At 39.0% G+C, this 22,660-nt stretch carries 16 protein-coding genes; 10 read left to right on the top strand and 6 right to left on the bottom strand.

Annotation, left to right across the window (positions count from 1 at the left end; genetic code table 11):
- Positions 1-2 precede the first annotated feature (2 nt).
- From AOG26_RS15665 to AOG26_RS15685, 5 genes are read right to left on the bottom strand one after another with little or no spacing between them, the layout of a single operon-like run.
- On the bottom strand, positions 3-866 hold the full coding sequence (locus tag AOG26_RS15665; protein ID WP_054563369.1) for an amidohydrolase family protein: 864 nt from the start codon (positions 864-866) through the stop codon (positions 3-5).
- Positions 867-876: 10 nt separating this feature from the next.
- Positions 877-1,908, bottom strand: coding sequence for an aldo/keto reductase (locus AOG26_RS15670; protein WP_054563370.1), 1,032 nt, complete (start codon positions 1,906-1,908; stop codon positions 877-879).
- Between the two features lie 23 nt (positions 1,909-1,931).
- Positions 1,932-3,080: an alpha-hydroxy acid oxidase gene (locus AOG26_RS15675; protein ID WP_054563371.1), complete on the bottom strand. Its 1,149-nt coding sequence runs from the start codon at positions 3,078-3,080 to the stop codon at positions 1,932-1,934.
- Between the two features lie 21 nt (positions 3,081-3,101).
- The gene (locus tag AOG26_RS15680; protein ID WP_054563372.1) at positions 3,102-4,295 is read right to left on the bottom strand and encodes a UxaA family hydrolase; all 1,194 of its coding nucleotides are present in this window, start codon (positions 4,293-4,295) and stop codon (positions 3,102-3,104) included.
- A gap of 1 nt (position 4,296) precedes the next feature.
- Positions 4,297-4,596 (bottom strand): UxaA family hydrolase, encoded by a 300-nt coding sequence (locus AOG26_RS15685; RefSeq protein WP_054563373.1) that lies wholly within the window; start codon positions 4,594-4,596, stop codon positions 4,297-4,299.
- Between the two features lie 405 nt (positions 4,597-5,001).
- On the opposite strand from AOG26_RS15685, the gene AOG26_RS15690 reads away from it, so the two are divergent.
- From AOG26_RS15690 to AOG26_RS15720, 7 genes are all read left to right on the top strand, one after another.
- Complete coding sequence (locus tag AOG26_RS15690) at positions 5,002-7,785, top strand: TonB-dependent receptor (protein ID WP_054563374.1); 2,784 nt, start codon at positions 5,002-5,004, stop codon at positions 7,783-7,785.
- An 89-nt stretch (positions 7,786-7,874) separates the two neighbouring features.
- Positions 7,875-10,262: a PDZ domain-containing protein gene (locus AOG26_RS15695; protein WP_054563375.1), complete on the top strand. Its 2,388-nt coding sequence runs from the start codon at positions 7,875-7,877 to the stop codon at positions 10,260-10,262.
- Between the two features lie 73 nt (positions 10,263-10,335).
- The gene (locus tag AOG26_RS15700) at positions 10,336-12,549 is read left to right on the top strand and encodes a hypothetical protein (RefSeq protein WP_054563376.1); all 2,214 of its coding nucleotides are present in this window, start codon (positions 10,336-10,338) and stop codon (positions 12,547-12,549) included.
- 135 nt (positions 12,550-12,684) lie between these two features.
- Positions 12,685-14,112 (top strand): L-fucose:H+ symporter permease, encoded by a 1,428-nt coding sequence (gene fucP / locus AOG26_RS15705; RefSeq protein WP_054563377.1) that lies wholly within the window; start codon positions 12,685-12,687, stop codon positions 14,110-14,112.
- A complete protein-coding gene (locus AOG26_RS15710; protein ID WP_054563378.1) occupies positions 14,113-14,454 on the top strand; it encodes an L-rhamnose mutarotase in 342 nt (113 codons plus the stop codon).
- A 128-nt stretch (positions 14,455-14,582) separates the two neighbouring features.
- Positions 14,583-15,374: an IclR family transcriptional regulator gene (locus AOG26_RS15715; RefSeq protein ID WP_082401715.1), complete on the top strand. Its 792-nt coding sequence runs from the start codon at positions 14,583-14,585 to the stop codon at positions 15,372-15,374.
- 126 nt (positions 15,375-15,500) lie between these two features.
- Complete coding sequence (locus tag AOG26_RS15720; RefSeq protein ID WP_054563379.1) at positions 15,501-15,974, top strand: peroxiredoxin; 474 nt, start codon at positions 15,501-15,503, stop codon at positions 15,972-15,974.
- A gap of 89 nt (positions 15,975-16,063) precedes the next feature.
- Here the strand turns inward: AOG26_RS15720 and AOG26_RS15725 are convergent, their stop codons facing one another.
- On the bottom strand, positions 16,064-18,199 hold the full coding sequence (locus tag AOG26_RS15725) for a S8 family peptidase (protein WP_054563380.1): 2,136 nt from the start codon (positions 18,197-18,199) through the stop codon (positions 16,064-16,066).
- Between the two features lie 323 nt (positions 18,200-18,522).
- Between AOG26_RS15725 and AOG26_RS15730 the strand changes: the two genes are divergently transcribed.
- The 3 genes from AOG26_RS15730 to AOG26_RS15740 all read left to right on the top strand — a co-directional run bounded on the left by AOG26_RS15730 (position 18,523) and on the right by AOG26_RS15740 (position 22,655).
- The gene (locus AOG26_RS15730; protein WP_054563381.1) at positions 18,523-19,707 is read left to right on the top strand and encodes an NAD(P)/FAD-dependent oxidoreductase; all 1,185 of its coding nucleotides are present in this window, start codon (positions 18,523-18,525) and stop codon (positions 19,705-19,707) included.
- A gap of 516 nt (positions 19,708-20,223) precedes the next feature.
- Positions 20,224-21,324, top strand: a complete 1,101-nt coding sequence (locus AOG26_RS15735; protein WP_054563382.1) for a nucleoid-associated protein — start codon at positions 20,224-20,226, stop codon at positions 21,322-21,324.
- A 2-nt stretch (positions 21,325-21,326) separates the two neighbouring features.
- Positions 21,327-22,655 carry a hypothetical protein gene (locus AOG26_RS15740; protein WP_054563383.1) on the top strand — a complete coding sequence of 443 codons (1,329 nt, stop codon included), beginning with the start codon at positions 21,327-21,329 and terminating at the stop codon, positions 22,653-22,655.
- The last annotated feature ends 5 nt before the right edge of the window (positions 22,656-22,660 follow it).

Genomic DNA, 22,660 nt, shown 5'->3' on the forward strand with positions numbered 1-22,660 from the left:
AATTAACGAGATAAGCAATAAAAATGGCGAGCATTCTCAGCCCAAATTTTCTGTTTATCATCGTCGTTAAGAGGAGCGAGTAGATGAGTGCAGATCATGCACCAGGCTTGATAGTCACCTTGGTATTGGACAACAGGCCAGTCACTTCCCCACATGATTCTTTGAACACCAAACAGAGATAATAAAACGTCAAAACAAGCTTGATAATCAGCTGCTTGGGTATTAAAAGGGGTTGTTTCAGTCATTAATCCAGATAATTTGACATACACATTGTCACACTCGGCTAATTGACTTAGCTGTGCTTGCCAGTTTTCTGATAATGTTTTAGTTAAATTAGGTTTAGCAGCGTGATTAATGACAATCTTTAATCTGGGATGCTGCCTTGCGAGAGTGTTAATACTTGCCAGATGTTGCTCTTTTACAAGCGCATCAAATGAAATGTTATTTGCTGCCATAAAGTCAAAGGTGCCATGAAATTTTTCATTTAATATCCACTCTTTGTCTTTGATATCTTGCAGCATAGGACGAATACCTTTGAAGTATTCATTTTTCTTCATTTCTTTTAAACGAGATATGACATCATCACCTTCTAGATCAACCCAACCAACCACTCCCCCAACAAACTCAGTACTTTCAGCAAGACTGAGTAAAAAAAGGGTTTCAGCTTCTGTATCGGCTGCTTGTACTAAAATGGTTTTTTCTACATGCTGATCGCTCAGTACTTTTTCCAAGTCATGTGGTAAAAAGTTACGATAAATAGGCTCAAGCTTTGGTGTTAGCCAGTGGTAGTCGCCTCTGGAGAGATCCCAGAAATGCTGATGGCAATCGATTCGAGTCAAAGCAGTAGAGTTTGGCATATAGCTCATGGTTATTTCCTTAAATAGGGAGAGGAGCTAGGTTATCTAGTAGCTTTTCGTGTTGAAGCTGTTGCCAAAAAGCTGCAGGTATTTTTTCATTAAACAAATGTAATGTTTTCTCAACTCGGGCTGAACTACTTAATCCAGGGATAACAGAGGCAACAGCAGGGTGTGCTAAAGGAAACTGTAAAGCAGCAGCTGCTAAAGTTACATTGTGTTGTTGGCAAACATTTTCAATTTTGTCGACCCTGTTGATGGTATCCTTTGGTGCTGGGGCATAGTTGTAATAAGGGACTTTATTTGTTTTAACGCCTGTTGCGAGTATTCCTGAGTTATAAGGTCCACCTAAAATGATTGAAGCGCCGTGTTTAATGCAGTTAGGTAAAAAACCATGCAAAGGAGCTTGCTCCAACAATGAATAGCGGCCAGCAAGCAGAAAGCAGTCAAATTGCGAGATGTTCATCACTCTTTCACAAACATCGACTTCATTTACTCCAAGGCCTACGGCTTTTATTCTTCCGTCTTTTTTTAGCTCTTCAAGTGCTTTATAACCACTCGATGCAAACTGTTTAAAATAGTAATCATCCATGCTGCCATGTGTATCAGCCCCTAAATCATGAACGAGTAAAATATCTATGTGTGCAAGGCCAAGACGTTGCTGACTATCTTCAAATGAACGAATAATGCCATCATAGGTATAGTCGTATTCGGCTTCGAATGACATTGGAGTCAAAAAACCATGGCGTAACTCATTTACTTTAGCATTAAGGTCGGGCTTTAAAATTCGGCCAACTTTGGTAGATATAACGTATTTGTCTTTGTCTAATGGACGCAAAGCATCACCTACGCGCCTCTCACTTAACCCTGCTCCATACCTTGGCGCGGTATCAAATAAGTTAATCTTTGCATCAATGGCAGACGCTAATGTTTTTCGGGCATCGTTATCAGATACTTCATGATAGAGGTTACCCATTGAAGCAGCACCAAAACCTAATGTTGAAACGTTTAATTCAGTACTACCTAAAGGACGCGTAGTTAAGTTATTTTTCATAGTTATAATTCTTTATCTAGTTACTACTTAACAAGAAAGTTAGGTAAATCAGCAATTTTTTCACACCCTAACTGGTTCATTATTTGCGTGATTTGTAACGTTAGCGCATTGATTGTATGTACACCACCTTGTTGCCCCAATGCGCCAACGCCATAAACAAAAGGACGTCCAAGAAATGTAAATTCGGCCCCACTCGCTAAAGCACTCACAATATTGGTACCACTGCGAAGGCCGCTGTCCATAAAGATTTTAATTTTATCGCCATATTTTTTAGAAATAGAGTGAAGTGGTGAAATAGCAGATTCACTAGCATCTAGCTGACGGGCTCCATGATTTGAAATAATGACACCATCGGCACCGAGCGAAATAGCATGAGCAACGTCATCTTCATTAATCAACCCCTTGATGACTAAAGGCCCTTGCCACATATCTCTTAATGGTTTGAGACCCTCGATATCTACACGACCCATCACTGTTTTATTCATAAAAGCAGCAAGTTCATCTGTTGGCATATCTTTTGGCATGTATTTTACAAGCGTTTCCATTTGTGGTTTTCCAGCTATTGCTGTTTCCATTAACCATCGTGGGCAAGTTAACATTTGCACTATATTGCTTAACGTCATTTTTGGTGGCATTGCAAGGCCATTGCGAATATCACGTGGGCGATAGCCAAATGTGGGTACGTCAACGGTGACAACAAGTACAGGATATTGAGCAGCTTTGATACGTTTTAGTAAGTCACTTCGGATGCTTGGATCCGTAGGGTTATATAATTGAAACCATGCTTTACCTTGAGATACTTCAGCGATTCGCTCAAGGCTACTTGAAGAAACTGTGCTTAATATATATGGAATATTCTTTTCAGCCGCTGACTTAGCTAAAATCTCAGGGGCTTTGGGCCACATGAGTCCTTGTAAACCAATTGGTGCCACACCAAAGGGAGCTGAGTAAGTATGACCAAATAATGTGACATTTAGGTCACTGCCATTAAAAGGTTTTAATAGTTCACTACGAAGTTTAACGGCATTAATATCATTCCGATTGCGTTGAATACCAATTTCATCCATGCAGCCACCTTCTAAGTAATCAAAAGCAAATTTAGGGATCCGTTTTTTAGCCCGCTGCTTTAGATCTGATATGGTGGGGTAGTTGTGATTAAAATAGTCACTCATTATGTGTTCCTTTTTAGCTATTTACTTCAAGCAAACAGGGCCTAGTTGGCCTGAATTATGGAAATTTTTATAGGTTAAAAGAAACTCTCTATGACCCATTTCTTCAGATTTACTTTCAGCTCCAGAGGCAACATTAATGACATTCTCATAAATTTCTTGCCCAACTTCTTTGACTGTTTTCAATCCTTTAATAACCTCACCCGCATTGATATCCATATCATCACTTAAATTTTCATAGGTTTGGGGGTTTGCACATACTTTAATTACAGGAGATATAGCGGAACCGACAACAGAACCACGCCCTGTAGTAAATAGAATTAAGTGAGCACCAGAAGCTATCATTTCAACTATTTCTTGATTGTCAGAAATATTCGGGAATCCAAATATAGGATCGCCGTCAGGAACTACATCGAGTAAAAATAAACCTTTACTAGAAGGATGTTCTCCTGGTTTGATTATGCCATTTATTTGAGATGCACCTGATTTAGCGTACGCTCCCATTGATTTTTCTTCTTGTGTTGTGAGCCCACCTTCAGCATTGCCGGGAGCAAAACTACCATACCCCATTTTGGTGTAGTAATATTCTGCTTTTTTTACACAGGCAATAAGTTCTGCGGCAAGTTCTGGTGAGTCAGCTCTTTGAGCCATTATGTGTTCACAGCCGACTAACTCTCCCGTTTCTTCAAAAATGCAGGTTGCATTTTCGGCGATTAATAAGTCAAAACATTCACCAACAGCAGGGTTTGCACTAATTCCACTGGTACCATCAGAGCCACCACAAATTGTGCCAATGACTAACTCATCACTGTTCATTTTAACTTTTGGTGTTGCAGCTATTTTTCCAAGAAGTGATGTTGCTATTTTTAATCCTGCATCAATTGTACTTTTGGTTCCGCCGGTATTTTGAATGACTAATGTCTCAACTGGGCGATCGGTTTTTGAGATTGCTTCACTTAAATATTCACGATTAAACCCTTCGCATCCCAGAGATACTAAAAGCACACCACCTACATTGGGATGTGTGCAAAGTTGTGTCATCATCTTGAGTGCGTAGTCGTTTGGGTAGCAGCCAGGAAAACCTATAAGGTGTACGTCTTTATTGTCTATTTTTGTCACAATGCTTCTGGCAACATGATGTGCACACTCAACCAAATACGCGATTACGATTGTATTGCGTATGCCTTTTCTACCGTCGCTTCTTAAATATCCTTGCATATTACTCTCCACTTACTGATTGTCTGGTATGGCTGCTGATGTAGTTGCTTTTCATATTGTGCATGTGTACATGGTTACCTTTTGGAATATCTATAATTGCTGAACCAATAGGCACTCCATATTTTATTATTGCTTCATCTTTTTTGATGTTTTGACGTGCTACTTTATGGCCAATTGTTATGTCACTGTCTAGCTGAAACGTGTCGTTAGATATTGTGAATTGCTCACCTTGCTGTGTGGCTTGGCAGCAAACAAACACATTATCCATTTCATGAAGTAGTACAAATTTCCTATTATTCATCTTGCCCTCGTAAAGCTTATTTCACCAAATTTAATGCTTTTACCTTGATAAAGAGTTAAATTTGCCGACCCGCTTTTATACTTGAAAATGTAATTCATATATAAAAAGTATGTTTGTGATTTAAATAAGTCAACCTTTTTTGAATTAAAAGTGTGCTATTTATTAAAAGTTTCTAACTTTAAAACAGTGGTTTTTGAGTTTTTTAAATGACATTTAATTCTACCTCCTTGTTTTAAAAGATTTTTAACATTTTTTAATTTTTAAATGTAAAAAGTGGTTGCAGATATGAAATGTATGTGCAAGTCTTTATATGAATACGTATGCAAAGTGAACATTTAGATTGTTAAATGAACAGGTGAAGCTTCCGCTAAGAGAAGGTTAGCTAGGCAAAAATGAGGGGAAACCATGAGTTATTCAACACACATTAATAGATTTATGCACACAAAGGTGGCAATGCTCGTTAGTATTGCTATTAAAGGGGCTGCACTAACGGCCGTTAGTATGCCAATTGCGCTTTCTGCTATGGCTCAAGACGTTGACAAAAGTAAAGTCAATGACATAGAAGTTATTGAAGTAAGCGGTATTCGCAGCAGTATAGAGAAAGCGACAGAGGTTAAAAGAAACCTTGATGTTGTTGCCGATGTTATTTCAGCAGAAGATATTGGTAAATTTCCAGATCAAAACTTGGCTGAATCATTACAGCGTATTAGCGGAGTACAAATCTCAAGAAACCGAGGTGAAGGTGATGACGTGAGTGTACGGGGTTTAAGTCCTGCATTTACTCGCATTCAATTTAATGGACGCACACTACCTTCAGCAACCGGTGGTCGAAGTTTTGATTTCACTATCTTACCTTCTGACTTTGTAAGTGCATTAGAGGTTTACAAAACACCTTCTGCAGATATGGAGGAAGGCGCTTTATCGGCAACAGTTAACGTTATTACCCCACGTCCGTTATCAATTGGCAAGCAATCGATCATTACCAGTCTTAAAAGTGTTTATGAAGATAACTCAAGCAAAGCCACACCCGACATATCACTTTTATACACAGATGTTAATAACGATAACTCTTTTGGCGTAACTGTTGGTGCTCATTATGATAAGCGCTCTGTTGAGTCGCATATATTTGAAGCTTTTGGTCTTGAGCCAGCTACAGAGGCTGGAAAAGGGTTAGATTATAATCAAGATGGTACTATTGATGATTCATCGTACCGCTTTAATCATGCTTCAAACTTTTCTCAATTAAATGAAAAGCGAGAGCGTGTAACGCTTTTAGCAACTGCACAATGGCGTCCAAATAATGATACAGATATTTGGCTAGAATCTCTTTATTCAGAGTTTGATATTACAGGCTCATTACCTCTGAATTCTTTTCGATGGACGAATGTTATAGGTTCAGTGACAAGTAGTCAGATTACTGCTGATTCACTAGGTTCAAATGGTCTTATTGAATCATTGGGGATTGCGGGGGTTGATAACCGAAATAATGCAAGAACAACAGATTCAAACGATACATTAATTTCTCTCTCATTGGGCACAGACTATACCATTAATGAAGATTGGAAAGTGGGGGCTGAACTTTCGTATGCAAAATCTGAAAATAAACGTTCGGCGTTGTCACATGAGGTGATTGGTCGAGCGAATGCTTCTTATGATATTAGCGCTGATTATGCTGGTATTCCGAGTGTTGCTTACGCATCAAATTATGATCCGATGGATGGTAATAACTTCCGCTCAATTGGTTTTAATGGCGACCTTGAAAGGCCGACAGAAGATGAGAATATCGACTTAAAACTAGATTTAACAAACAATCTAGATTGGCAGCTATCAAACGATTTTGTATTTCATACACTAGAATTTGGTGCAAAGTATAGTTCGCGTAAAAAGTTTAATGGAGTGCGTTCGTTAAGTGTCGATGCACAGACATTGGCGGGTCTTCTAGGTGAAACTTACGATCCGAACATTGAAGGCGGTAGCTTCAATGCAAGCAAATATATGTCAGTTTATAATCCTAATGATTTCTTTGATGGTTATAGCGGCTCTACGAACTATCCCTCAAGCTGGTTATCGGCTGATGTCTCTACTTTGCTCTCTTATGTATCGTTACCAACGCTTGTTGAAAATGGCGTTATTACAGAGGGTGGGCCAAGACAAATTGATATTAAAGAAGATGTAGTTTCTGGGTATATAAAGCTTGGTTTTTCGGGAGTAGACGACAAACTAAGAGGTAACCTAGGTATAAGAGTGGTCTCTACTAATCAAGAGTCACGCGGAAACATTCCTGATTTTTCGTCTGTTCGGTTTGACCAAGGTGGAGCGCAAACTTTTGTTGATACGAAAGAAAGTTCTATGAGTCGTACTTACACTGAGGTACTGCCTAGTTTAAATATGAACTATGAGTGGTCTGATGATGTGTTAGTAAGATTTGGTGCTGCACGAGTCATGTCTCGTCCGGACCTTAGTGTGCTATCTCCTGCAACAGACATAAGCATCAATATTAAATCCATTAATTCAAGTAATCCTAATGTTGATCCTTATTTAGCTGACCAATTAGATTTATCTTTTGAATGGTATTATGAAGGCGGGGGGATGCTTTCATTTGCTCCTTTCGCTAAGTTTATTGATTCTTTCGTTGTGTCATCTACAAGCACTGAGCAAGTGACATACACCGATATGAATGGTAATAATCCTAAAACAGAGACTTTTACTCGATTCTTACCTGACAATGGTAAAGGCTCTGATCTGTATGGCTTTGAAGTGAACTGGCAGCAACCACTTGATGTCGTTATTGAAGGCTTAGGCTTTATGGCGAATTATACACAAGTAAGTGCAGATAAAGTACAAACAGCAGAAGATGGCCCTTTACTAACTTTAGATGGTCTTTCAGAAACAAGTTATAACTTTGTCGTTTACTATGAGAATGACTTGCTTGGTGCCCGCCTAGCATATAACTATCGCGATAAATTTGTTAACAACGGAACAAACTACTTTGGTGACGGTTCGTTAACTAATGCGTATGAACAGTTAGACTTTTCAGCTAGTTATAACTTAACCGATGCAGTCAGTCTCGACTTTGAAGCGTTAAATTTAACGGATGAAGTACAAATACAAACTAATTATCTAGGAATCAACAGAGGGTTAGAGGATGTTGGCCGCAGATACACTGTGGGTATACGTGCAGCCTTTTAATTCTTAGGTTCCAATTTATACGCTCAACTTAATGTCATCACTTTGTTGAGCGTATTTGTAAATTAGTTGTATTACTTCTGGAGTTTTTAATGCGTACTTTCATTTTTCTTATGTGTTCTACATTACTCGCATGTTCTAACGATGCGCATATAAGTCACACTGCGACAGAACAAAAAAAGACAGTTTTATTTGTTTCTTCCTTAGATGATCCAAAATTATCAGAGTTGGCAATAAATAAGGCTTTGCTTGATGCAAAAGCACTGTTGGCAACGGGGAAACCTGTAGAAGTTAGATTGAAGCAGGGAACTTACTATTTATCAAAAACAATTCAATTGGATCATGAGTATTCTGGTAATCAAGAGCAGCCATTTATTTTTGCAGCGGAGCAAGGTAGCCGCGTAGTTTTAAGTGGTGCTAAGCCACTGTCAGTTGTTTGGCAACGTGATGGAGAGTTACTAAAAGCGGTCATTGAAAGTGATGGTTTTGACCAGTTATTTATTAATGGTCAGAAGCAAATTAGAGCGCGTTATCCAAACTATGACCCTGAAGTTAAAGTGTTTAATGGCTATGCTGAAGATGCTATATCATCAGCGCGAGTGGCAACATGGAAAAATCCGAAAGGAGGGGTTGTCCATGCCCTACATGAAGGGCGTTGGGGTGGCATGCATTACCTAATCGAAGGTAAAGAGCAAGGTGAATTAAAATTGCTTGGTGGTTTTCAAAATAACAGGCAATCGCCAATGCATACTAAATATCGTTACGTAGAGAATATTTTTGAGGAGTTAGATGCACCTTCGGAGTGGTACTTTGATGAGCAAACCGATACGTTATATTTTTATCCCCCAGATGATTTTGATCTTAGCAATAGTGAAATTGAAATAACTTCCACTAATCATTTAATTGAATTGGTTGGGAGTGAATCGCATCCAGTAAAAAATATTCGAGTAGAAAATTTTGTATTTACTCAAACTAATCAAACCTTTATGCAAACCAAAGAACCTTTACTTAGAAGTGATTGGGCTGTTTATCGTGGTGGCGCTGTTTTAATTTCAAATGCACAGAAAGTAGAAGTTAAAAACAATGTGTTTAAAGAGTTAGGTGGTAATGCGATTTTCGTGAGTGATTATAGTCGTGATATTAAAATAGCTGGTAATGAAATATATAACATTGGCGCAAGCGCTGTGAGTTTTGTTGGTAGTGCTACGGCCGTTCGTTCTCCGAGTTTTGAATATCACCAGTATGTCAATATCGATAAGATGGATTTGGCAAAAGGTCCTAAAAATGAGCGCTATCCTAGTAATTCAGTTGTTTTTGACAACTTAATCCATGATATAGGGCAAGTAGAAAAGCAGGTGGCAGGCGTGCAACTTTCTATGAGTGCTAATGTTACAGTAAGTCATAACACAATTTATCGTGTTCCTCGTGCCGGTATAAATGTAAGTGAAGGAACATGGGGAGGACATGTTATTGAACATAATGATGTGTTTTCAACGGTATTAGAGACTGGCGACCATGGTGCATTTAATTCATGGGGAAGGGATCGTTTTTGGCACCCAGATAGAGCTAAGATGAACCAGCTAGCGAAAGAGTATCCAGGGTTGTATCGCGCAGATGTAATTAAGCCAATTATTATAAGAAATAACCGCTTTCAGTGTGACTATGGATGGGATATTGACCTAGATGATGGATCGTCAAATTACGAAATTTATAATAACGTTTTACTAAGCGGCGGTTTAAAATTACGTGAGGGCTTTCGTCGAAAAGTTGAAAATAATGTAATTTTAAATAACTCGTTCCATCCTCATGTATGGTTTGAAAACAGCGAAGATATTTTCCGAAAAAACATTGTACTAGCAAGCCATAAACCAATTCTAAATAATCACTGGGGTCAGGAAATCGACTTTAACTTATTTACGACAGAGCGTGCTTTAGTTAAAGCTCAAAACTTGGGTCTTGATAAGCACTCAACATATGGAAACCCACAATTTGTTGATCCAAGCACTGGTGATTACCGTGTTTCAGCTGGATCACCTGCATTAAGCCTAGGCTTTAAAAACTTCGCCATGGATCAATTTGGTGTGACAAGCCCTCGTCTTAAAGCTCAAGCTGAGAGCCCTTCATTTCCAAATTTATACCTTAGTAGCAACGATACCCAACAGGATGATGAGTTAACTCTTTTTGGTGCCACTTTTAAATCAGTCACAACACTTGGTGAACAGTCTGCGCTTGGTATACCTGAAATTGCAGGTGCCTTAGTCACTCATGTAAAGCATAACAGCCAGGCAGATGAGGCAGGTTTGGTTAAAGGTGATGTGATTTTAAGAGTCATTGATACTGAATTTAGTGGGGTCGATAAGATAATCAATATTAAGGATTTACTAACATCATATCGTTCTCGCAAGTGGCGTGGAGAGCTCGAAGTTGTTGTTGTTAGGAATCAAAACGAACATGTACTCGTCGTTAATCTTCTTGATTAGCGAAGAGTCTAGTGACAGTCAGAAGTAGGTGTACAAGAGATGTAATTAATAATTAATTATAAAGGCAACAATTATGAATTTGAAATTATACCGTTTATTGATAGTGATTTTTTTAACATCATTAAATTATGCGCATGCAGCTGTTATTCCCCAAGCGGGTGCTGCTCCGATTGTGTTTGATCAAAATGCAACGGAAGATAACATAACTTATTTAATGGCCAGTAGCGCTCAACGACCTGATACTACAAGTGTGCAGAGTTTTGGAAACCCTAAACATGCTTGGCTACAGAGCTTTGACTCCAGTGAGTATTTACAGTGGAATGTTGAAGTAGCTGCGCCAGCAAATTATCGCGTTACGATGTTACTAAGAACTTTTTCAGCAGCTCAAAGTTTTAAGCTAGAAGTTGTAGGTGGTTCGGCGATTAACTTTACAATCAATAAGGCTGGGTGGCAAAGAGAGCACATTGGCGTTATTAATGTACCAGCAGGACAGCATACGCTAAAGTTAACACGAACAACCAATAATGGTGATATTCACTTAAAATCATTAGAATTGATCGAAGATGCGAAGTACTCAGCTTACCAAGCAAGAGTAAATAATTTTAAATCTGATGCGACTAGTTTTAGTAATTATAAATATGGCCTGATGTTTCAATATGGCGGTTGGGGATTTCCTCAATCAGGCCAAGCAAAAACGCTTGATAAACAAGCCGCTGATTTCAATGTAAGCAACTTTGTAAATATGGTTAAAAGCACGGGGGCTGAGTATGTAATTTGGTCAGCAACTTGGTGGACTTATGAAATCAACGCTCCAATCAGTGAATTAGATGCGCTGTTGGGTCACTCAAATCGTACTTCTAGTCGAGATTTAATTGGCGATATAGCCAATGCCTTGGATGCAGAGGGAATTGGCTTTTATCTTTATTATCATACTGGTCAAGATAGCCATTTAGGGTATAACTCAACCGATTGGTGGGTATTGAATAACTGGCCTAGTTCATTTTTAAGTAGTGGCACAGGTGACCGAGATACCTTTTTTAATAATTGGAAGGTAGTTATTAAAGCAATGGGAGAGCGTTATGGTAAAAAATTAGATGGCTGGTTTTTTGATGATGGCTTAGTTTATTATCCTGCGCCATTTGAAGCACTTGGAGCGGCAGCTAAAGCTGGTAATCCAGAACGCTTAATTTCTTACAATCCTTGGATTGTTGCCCACTACACCGACTTTGAGGATTTATCATTTGGTGAAGACTGTAAGGCCGAAGGAGCACCAATGGGAGGTACTGGACTTTATACTAGCACTGGCGATAAAGGAGTATATGGTCATTGTATGCCAAGAATGGAAAATGATTGGGGTATTCGCGGAGCAAATCAAACTATTGGCAACCCTAATTTTACTGCGAAATCAGCATACAATATGGTTTCAGAAAGAGCTGAACGAAAAGTACCAACATCTTTTAATTTAATGATGTATGAAGATGGCAGTGTTTCTCAAAAATCTTTAGATGTACTAAAAGGAATGAAGTCTTTATTTGGTAATGACGATGAAGTTGGTCAAAAAACAATAAATGATGATGCAAACATTACCTATAATGGTGGTACGTGGAATAAAAGCCGAAATAGAGGTGCAGGAGATTATAATGACGATGTGTCTTATACTAGCGTTAATGGAGCATATGCTGAATATAGCTTCTTTGGCACTGGAGTAAAGCTCATTGGTCCAAGAGATCCGTCACAAGGTAATATCGAAGTATTTATTGATAATATAAGTCAAGGAGTCATTAATACTTCTGGCAGTTCTTACCAAGCAATGACTACCTACTTTGAAGCGTCTAACTTATCTGCGGCAAACCATACAGTGAAAATGGTTAAGCTTGATGGAAATTGGATGCAACTTGATGCCATTACATATACTAATCCCCCTGTATATATTAATAACACAGACAACACTATTACTTATGCTGGTACCTGGAGAACGTCTTCAAACAGAAATGTTAAAGATTACCAAGATGATGTTGCCTACACTCCTGTGAATGGTGATTATTTTGAGTATATTTTTGACGGGACAGGCATTGAAGTTATTTCAGAAATGAATAGTGACCAAGGTGAGATCGAAGTTCAGATTGATTCACAACCTGCGGTTATTTTAAATACATACAACCCTTTTCGTTTAACCCAAAAAACGATTTATAGCCAATTTAATTTAAGTCAGGGGACCCACACTCTTAAAGTCACAAAACTTAGTGGCCAATACATGCTGTTAGATGCGTTGAAAGTAACGCGTTAATGCAAAGGCGCTAAGGTAATTCCTTAGCGCCACATTTAATATGGTGATTACAATAATAAATATTTAAATAAGAAAGATTTAATCGAACTTAGCGGATTACATTGCGATAGTAATCCGCGAAAAAGAGAACACACAATGACAATAAAAAGCAATAACGAAAATAACATAGCTGTGGAAGATTCACCGCCATTAATAGCAAAAGGTATGCTACTACCTTTTATTATGATTGCAGCCCTTTTTCCACTTTGGGGATTTGCAAACGATATTACTAATCCATTAGTGAAAGCGTTTAAAGATATTTTTTTAATATCAAATGCACAAAGTAGTTTAGTACAGTTTGCATTTTATTTAGGCTATGGAGTAATGGCGATTCCTGCTGCGCTATTTATTAGAAATTATTCATATAAATCAGGAGTTTTATTAGGACTCGCACTTTATGCTGTTGGTGCATTCCTTTTCATTCCTGCAAGTATCTATATGGAGTTCAATTTCTTTCTTGCTGCATTGTGTATTTTGACGTGTGGCTTAGCCATGTTAGAAACAACTGCCAATCCATACATTCTTTCAATGGGACACAAAAAAACAGCAACAAAACGGTTGAACTTAGCGCAAGCATTCAATCCTGTAGGCTCGTTAACGGGTATGTTTGTTGCTTCAACATTAATTTTGAATAAGCTCCAAGTTGAAGAGTTCCGTGCTGCAGAAAAAGCACAAAACCCTGAATACTCAAATCTATTACCTTCTATTGTTGATGCTAAGTTAGGGGAAGCTTTAGAGACATTTTCGGTTAATGAACCACTAAAACACCAAGCTATGCAAGCAGCTGACTTGATGACGGTGCGTGGCCCTTATGTCACGATAGCGATTGTTGTCACTGTGTTATTTTTTATTTATTTACTGCTTAAGTTACCGAAAACGGTAAATCACAATAACCGATTAACAAAAAAAGAATTAAAGCAAACAGCAGTCAGGTTATTTAAAAATAAGGTTTATGTTGAAGGTGTGATCACGCAAGCTTTTTATGTAGGTGCGCAAATAATGTGCTGGACCTTTATTATCCATTACGGCATGAATGTGGTTGGTCTTAGCTCATCCGAAGCACAAAATTACAATATCATTGCAATGATTTTATTTTTAGTGAGTCGGTTTATTTGTACATTCTTACTTGGCTATTTTAAGCCGGGATATCTCCTTATGCTGTTAGCGTGCAGCGGGATAGTCCTCATGTTCAATGTAATATTCGTCGGTGGATACTTTGGCCTTTATTGCCTAATCGGTGTTTCTGCATGTATGTCGATGATGTTTCCTACAATATATGGTATTGCTCTACAAGGAATGAAGGACGATGCAAGTCTTGCATCTGCGGGACTTGTTATGGCGATAGTAGGGGGAGCACTTATGCCACCATTGCACGCATCTTTAATTGATTCGGCTCCATTATTTGAGTCTATTTCAACTGTACAAAGTTCTTTTATAGTGCCTCTATGCTGCTTTTTAGTTATTTCTATTTTTGGTTACAGAGTTGTTCATGTTCATACAGCTATACATGGGGCAGGAGAATAAATGCAATATTGTTTAACGTTAGAATTAAAAGATGATCCGAAATTAATTGCTCAATATGAGGAATATCACAAGGCGGGTTGTGTTTGGCCTGAAGTTGTAGAGAGTATTCGTCATGCTGGCATCGAAGATATGTCTATTTACCGCCATGGCACCTTGTTGATTATGATTTTGAATGTGGATGATTCATTTAGCTTCGAAAAAAAGGCGCAACAAGATTTAAGTAATGATAAGGTTCAGCAGTGGGAAAAATTAATGGAACAGTTTCAAAGGGTTGATAAAGCGACAGAAGAGCAAGATAAATGGCGTATCGTTGAACGAATATTTTCGTTGCAAGCGCAATGATTTATTTTTTATTAACTAGGAACGTGATAAAAAGAACTTTCATATACGAAAAATTAAAACATACATAATTTACACGTATAATGGTGAGTTTAAGTCGTTTTTATCTATAAAGAAATGAGGTGTATTCAATGGCTGAAGGAATTAAAGGCAAGGAGCAAAAGTCTCGAAAGAAGGTTTATTCTGCACCGGCACTTGAAAAGGGCTTAGATTTATTAGAGCTATTATCAAGTGAAGCTGATGGACTAACTATTAATGACATAACATCTCGATTAGATCGCTCTTTAGGTGAGTTGTTTAGAATGTTGGCTGTACTTGAACAGCGAGGATATATCGAGTTATCACAAGACAGGTATCGAGTAACATTAAAAATGTTTGGTTTAGCAAATCGTTTTCCCCCTATTAAAAGGTTAACCTCAATTGCAAACCCATTAATGCGTCGTCTGTCATATATTATTGAACAATCTTGTCACCTCGTCATTTACTATGAAGGTAGAGGGCATGTTGTTGTTCAACAAGATTCACCCTCAGCACGGATATTTAGTGTTAGGTTAGGGGCTGAGGCCCCTTTGATGAATACGTGTTCGGGACATCTACTACTGGCATTTTCTGATGAGGAAAAAAGGCAGTTAATGCTTAATCGTGTTCCTTCAAACCATCCTAAAACAAGTAAAAGACAATTAAAAAATATATTCGAAACAGTGTTAAATCAAGGGTATGAAAGTTTAGAAAGTGCCCAAGCTCAAGGAATTAAAGATATTGGATATCCAGTCTTTGATGATTCAGGTCAAATCGCTGCAGCACTTGTTGTTCCCTATATAGGTGTTTTAGATGGCTCTTGCTCACATGACATAGACAACGTGCATGAAAATATCAAATCAACTGCTGCAGATATGTCTTTACTGCTAGGTTATGAAGCATAACTTAAACGACTTAATTTGAGTACTTTTGTTGTGAATAAACACTAAAAGATTAGGTGCACTAACTTGTATTTTTGCATGTGTGCTTTACTCTTTGGCTCAAATATTCGTAATGAAAAAGGGTAAAAAATGATACAACAAGGCCAAACTTTACCAACAGCAAACCTAACAGAACTAACGAGCGAAGGAATGCAAACGCATTCAACAGAGGCATTATTTGCAGATAAAAAAGTGGTGCTATTTGCGGTGCCTGGTGCATTTACACCAACCTGTTCAAACGCTCATTTACCTGAGTTTATTACGCTAGCCGATAAAATTACCGCTAAAGGCGTTGATGCAATTTACTGCGTATCGGTGAACGATGCATTTGTAATGAAAGCATGGGGTGAAGCTCATAACGCTGAGCATATTCGTATGTTAGCTGATGGTGATGCAAGCTTTACTAAAGCACTTGGTCTAGATAAAGACACAGCTGGCTTTGGTGGCGTACGTTCAAAGCGTTATGCGATGATCGTTGAAAACCAAACGGTAACAGGGCTGTTTGTTGAACAAGACAAAGAGTTTGTAGTAAGTCGCGCTGAAGCTGTGCTTGAAAAGCTTTAAGAGCAATTAGTTTTATTGATAAAAGTACAAAAAAGCCGGACGTAAGTCCGGCTGAAAAGTCCCAGGGGGGATACTGGGGAGATCAACTATTAAGGTTGATACTGTGCATCCAATGTTACACCAGAGAAAGTACGGTAAGCATTTAAGCTTAAGTGCCACGTACCTGCTTGTGGATTACTGAATGTACATGTTTCTGCGTTACCGTTTTTGTACGGACGACAGTCATAGCTAGATGAAGTTGGTTGGCTACCAAACTTAACGAATAAGTCAGCATCACCTGAACCACCAGACGTTGTTACTGTGAAGCTTGCCATACCTGCTGGTACTTCTAGTGTGTAGTGTTTCCACTGACCTGCACTTGCAGAGATATCAGTCACTGTGCCGCCACCTGCTTGTGGTGAACCTGAGCCTGAACCACCGCCAGAAGTTGTTAAATCACCCACAAGGCTAACACCTGAGTATGCAGAGTAACCATTGAGCATTACATGGTAAGTGCCTGCTGTTGGGTTATCGATAGAACATACTTCGTTGTTACCGCCTTTATACGGGCGACAATCATAGGTTGACGTTGTTGGTGCGCTACCTGCACGAACGTAAAGGTCAGCATCACCTGTACCGCCACTCATTGTGAAGGTTACGTTAGTTGCACCTGTTGGCACTTCCATTGTGTAGAAAGTTTGGCTGCTAGCAGAGCCACTTAAACCTGTTAGTGCTTGGCCATCTTCTAACACATTGCCTGTTGGTGGTGGCGGTGTTGTGCCTGATGCTGCTGCCACAGCGGCTGCTGCATCAACAATACCTGTACCACAGCTTGTACATGTTGCTGGGAAAGAACGAGTTGTTGATTTTAAGATGCTTTCGATTTCATCTGGCGTTGCAGATGGTTTAGCTTGCTTGATTAACGCTGCTACACCCGCAACATGTGGTGCAGCCATCGATGTACCTTGCGAGTAGTGATATGAATCGCTGCTTGGGCTTGTAGAGCCTGAGTTGTGTGTTGATAAAACACCTTCAGAGTCATTCGCAAAGCTTTGTGCGCCACCCGGTGCTGCAACATCAATGTTGCTACCGTAGTTTGAGTAATAAGCACGACCACCGTTACGACCAACAGATGCAACGTTTACAACACCATTACAGTTACCTGGGTTGTAGTTTGCAGAGTTATCGTTATCGTTACCCGCAGCGATTACGATTACAGAGCCGTTGTTACGCGCTTGGTTGATAGCGTTTTGTGTTGTAGAGCTACATGAACCGCTACCACCTAAACTCATGTTAATAACATCAGCAGGGTTAGCATTTGTAGGTACGCCAGAAACTGAACCACCTGAAGCCCAGATAATACCGTCAGCGATATCAGAAGTTAAACCACCACATTTACCAAGTACACGTACAGGAACAACTTTTGAGTTGTAAGCAACACCGGCAACACCTTCACCGTTGTTAGTCACTGCTGCAACAGTACCCGCAACGTGCGTACCGTGCCAGCTTGAGTTTTGCGCACCATGTGTGTAACCACATTCGTTAGCGCTGATTGCATCACCTGGATCGCGTGCATCGCTATCACGACCACCCCCATCGTTAGCTACAGACACATTAGAGATCATGTCATAGCCTTGAAGGATGTTGGCATTTAAATCAACATGCGGACGGTAACCTGTATCAAGTACCGCAACAACGACACCGCTACCCGTTGCTGTATCCCAAGCCGTAGGAAGGTTAAGACCACCCGCTTGCTCGTAGTAGTGCCATTGGTCGTCATAACGTGGGTCGTTAGGCGTTGCAAATGGCTTTAACATTTGGTCGATTTCGATGTATTCAACGTTACCTGATGCAACCATCTCTTGCATGAATTCTTGTGCTTCTTGAGCTGAAAGTTTTTTATCAGCACGCATAACGTGGTGATTACTCATCGCCATTGCACGAACGTATTGCGCTTTTACTTTACCTTTTTTGGTGGTGAAGTTTTTAACAAAGCCTTTTGCTTTTTTGTTCATCATAGTCGGCGTTTGTTCTGCTGCCGACATCGTCATCATTTCATCACTGTTGTTTTTATACTTGATGATGAATTGTGTACCAAAGCCTTCTTGGCCTTGTAATTTCGCTGCAGTTTCCTGCATAGATGGTGACATTAGTTGGTTTGGAGTAGCCATTGCTGCCGTCGTCCCAAACAACGCAGTCAAGCTCAGTGCAATTGCGCACTTCTTCAAGTTGTTGTTAGTTGTCATAATGATCCCTAGATTGTTATGTAAATCTCCACGATATTTTTCGCGAAGGGGGACAAAGGTAAAATAAATGTAAATTTAGTTAAAATATCGTTTTATTATGGTTGTCTCTATTTTGGTTATAACTAAATGTATAGACGTCTAAAATAGTCTTTTTATGGTGCTTTTTAGTAGCTTTCTCATAATAAAGTTATAATTTTGTGGTTTTGAGTTTTTACTTTATTTCGTTTTTTGGTTTTATCTTTTTTGTAAAAACACCTCAGTGTTAACACAGCAGCGACAATAACTTGTTATAATCAGCTAAATTTTTTTAGTGAGTATGAGTAATGACCCAAGTAGATGTAATTGTGATTGGCGCCGGTGCCGCAGGTTTGATGTGTGCTGCACAAGCAGGCTACCGTGGTCGCAATGTTACTGTGCTTGATATGGGCAAAAAGCCGGGCCGTAAAATATTAATCAGCGGCGGTGGGCGTTGTAACTTCACCAATGAAAACGCAAGCCCAGACAACTACTTGTGTGGTAATCCTCACTTTGTAAAATCGTGTTTAAGTCGTTATACCCAGCATGACTTTATAGAGCTGGTGGACCGTCATGGCTTGGCCTATCACCATAAAACGCTGGGCCAGTTATTTTGTGATAACAGTGCACAAGATATCGTCGATATTCTTTTAACTGAGTGCGAGTGGGCGGGGGTTAACATAGCGCTGCGTAACGAAGTACTCAGCGTGACAAAAACCGATGCAGGTTATGAAGTTATTACTGAGCAAGACAGCTATCAATGTGAGTCGTTAGTTGTCGCATCGGGCGGATTAACCATGCCTAAACTTGGTGCATCACCAATTGGTTATAAAATTGCCGAGCAATTTGGGTTAACTGTGCTACCAACCATGGCGGCATTAGTGCCATTTACGTTGCACCAGCATGATAAAGATCGCTTTGATGGGTTATCGGGGATCAGTATTCCTTGTCTGGTTACCAGTGAAGATGGCACCCAGTTTAAAGAAAACATCTTGTTTACTCACCGCGGCCTTTCGGGCCCAGCGATTCTGCAAATCAGCTCTTTTTGGCGTGCAGGGCAAACTGTGTACATCAACTTGTTACCCGAGCTCGATTTAAAACAGCAGCTTGAGCAGTGGCGTCAAAGCCAAGGGCAAAAGTCACTAAAAAATACCCTTGCGACAATTTTACCAAAACGCTTTGTTGAAATGCTGCACGACACGAAAGCGATCCCTGATTGTAATGTAAACCAGCTAAGCCATGCGCAAATCGATGCGTTACATGACTACATTCACAATTGGCAAATTAAACCCAACGGCACAGAGGGTTACAGAACCGCTGAAGTTACGCTTGGCGGTGTAGACACCGACGAGTTAAGTTCAAAAACCTTCGAAGCGAAAAAGTCACCGGGCCTCTATTTCATCGGCGAAGTCACCGACGTCACTGGTTGGCTAGGCGGCTACAACTTCCAATACGCCTGGAGCTGCGGCTTTGCAGCAGGGCAGTATTGTTGATTGCAGTTGCTAGCTGCTAGTTGCTAGGGGAAAGATGTTAGTGGTCAGGTCATAGGCGCTAGGCTCTAGGAACTAGGTGCTAGGTTAGCACTTGCTCGTAGGTCGTGCTTTAGCGCGTTTTTTATGACGCCATAAATGACGACCTACAATTCAATAAATCTACTCGCGTCTTTCTCTCCTCAGAGAGCAGTATACTTGAATTTGTAAACTCGGAGTTATAACAACTATTAGTTTTCAAACATGATCTTGTTATAACTTACGCAAATAGCAAGTGGTTTAGTAAAACTATTCAGGTTAAGTTAAATCACTTTCTGAACCATGTGTGAGGTTGTGGCAAAAGCAAGACCAGCCCCCATGAGTTTCTTTCAATCTAATTTAGTGACAATAAGAGGAATAGTTACTCTATCTTAACTAAGTTGATTTACGACTAATATATTCTTTTGCATAATCGCTTGTGCTCTTAAAAGGGTAAATGTTATTAATAAAGGTATAATGATAAATTAAAAGGATGTAATTTTGTCTGTAAATCTTACTTTTGCTGTTATCCATCAACTTGTTAAAGAGCCACGAGAGCGGTTAATGCCATCTGTAATAGTTGAAGATGTTTTAGATTGCTCTTTAGATACGGTGGACACTTTAGTTAAAGATGTGATTAAGCTTTATGGTACTAGAGATAATAATGCAGTATTTGGTACGTTTGGTAGTGCGGACGAGGTGGGTGCCTTTCCGAGGCATTTTGATACCTTTCTTAACGAAAATCAAACTGCTGAAAGCTTCTTAAACCTGACTAAAAATGCAATGAGATCTCTTGAAATAAAGTCTAGAGATGTAAATTTTGCTTCCGGTGGTTATCTATTGTTTTCATTGTATGAAACTGGAGGGCAGCAATTTTTAATAGTTGCAATGATAAAACAAAAGGAAGGTTTACAGCTGGATGAAAATCTAGTTCCAATAGGAATCATTGAACTTGACCTTAATAAGCTGCACCAAGCTGCAAAGATCAACTTCTCTAGATATGCTCAATATCAAAATGCTGAAGAAGAAGAGCAGCAAGAGCTGAGCTATTTGAGCTTTGTTAGCCCTAAGTCCAACCAAAGTGCATCAGGATATTTTATTAAGGCTTTGGGTTGTAGTAAGGGGATAGCGGCTTCTACGGCTACAAGCGGTTGTATTAGCGGTATAACTAGCTTTTTCCAATCTAAAAGTGAATTAAGAGAAAGTAAAACTGAAGCAAGAAAAGATGTCATTACTTACCTTAGAGAATGTATCAGTCTGAATAGGCAGGCAACAATCGGTGACGTCGTTGGTTCAGTTAGATCGTGTTATCCCTCGAACTATGAAGAAGAAGATAAGGTAGTTCTTGATAATGAATTAAATGCTCTTTTGAATAGTGATGAATATCAAGTCCCCTCTACTTTTGTAGTACATGAATCTACTGTAAATAAAAAAGCTAGAATTAAGGTAAAGTCTGATAACTGGCAAGCCCAATTAGAAAAAAGCGCTCTCGGAGTGACAAGTGACGCAGAAATTCATTTTGATAGGGAAAATCGAAAGCTAACATTTAACCGTTTAAGTAATGAAGCTATAAATACCATCACAGACAGATTAAGAGATTAATTGTGAGTACGCAAATTACTGCTTTAGAGAAAGTAGTGTCTTTGTACCGCTTGATCGGCTGTCCGCGAGTTGATAATGGAATATTTACTGCCGAAATAGAAGTTACTTCAGAGTTGAAGTGTGCAATGAACAATTGCGAGGAACTATCAACGTCATATGGTGAGTTCGACGAACTATTAAAGAATAATAGTGTTGATATATCTTCCCCTTCTGAAATTTCGGAAGGAGATACCATAAAACTAAAATGGAAAATCGCTACAAACGGTTCTGTTTTATTTTTTAATTCTTATGCTGATCTACTTGAGAATCATAAATCTGTATTCCGAGGAGAAAGCTTAGATCAATTCTACATAGCGCAGGACAACGTTTTATCAACTGAAAACGGTGAAAATTCGCGCCTAGCAACTTTAACAAGTGTTGTTAACTTAATTTCATTACTTTCAAAAATAGCTCATTACCATGATGAGAAAACAAAAGAAGATGTCTTTAGATTGGTGTTTATACTCACTGAAAAAGATACTCATAAACCATATGTATTGAAAACATTATTTCACGAAGAAGATCTATCTTTAAATGCAATTGACTTATCGACCCTCAATGAGTTGATTGAAGCTCAAGAGTGTAACCATGCCCATGCATCTGAAAAGCTCGGAATTTTTCGTTTTGCACTTGCGAATATCATTTCGCAATGTCCTCCAAACGAGAATGTATTTAGCTATTTATTAAAACATTGGAGCATATTACTTAAAGAGTACAAAGCCAGTTTTGATATGTATATCAGTGGTTTCTCTTTTAATAAGGTTCGAACGGAATTAGCAAAAGCCGAGATTGACTTGGCAAGTTCATTGTCAAAAGTAATGAATGATATAACAGGAAAGCTATTTGGTATCCCAATATCCTTAGTTGCTCTGATTTCGATGCTTAAGATTGACTCTATAGCTGAAAATGTCGTGCTTGTAGTTGGTAATTTGCTATTTAGTCTCATCGTTAGTGGGCTTGTTAGAAATCAACTATTGTTGAGACAGAGTATAAACATTGGTGCTAACTTAACTTTTAGCACTTATAAGGTTGAAAATGGAAGTTACCCTTACGATTTGAAAAAATGTTTAACACGATCTGAGGCTACTTTTAAATCACAATCGCGTTTCCTATTATTAGGATTATGGTCTGCGAGGATTATAGCTTGGCTGGTAACTTTCATTGCTGTTTATATATTCATTGAAAAATTTGGTAATGGCAGCCACTTTTGGGTGGATTTTAAAAATTTTTTTAGTAACTTTATTGATTATATTTCAAACTGTTATGTGTTAACTTATCCTATTATTTTCTGAGAACT

The sequence above is a fragment of the Pseudoalteromonas sp. UCD-33C genome, assembly GCF_001306895.1.
Classification (GTDB): Bacteria; Pseudomonadota; Gammaproteobacteria; order Enterobacterales; family Alteromonadaceae; genus Pseudoalteromonas.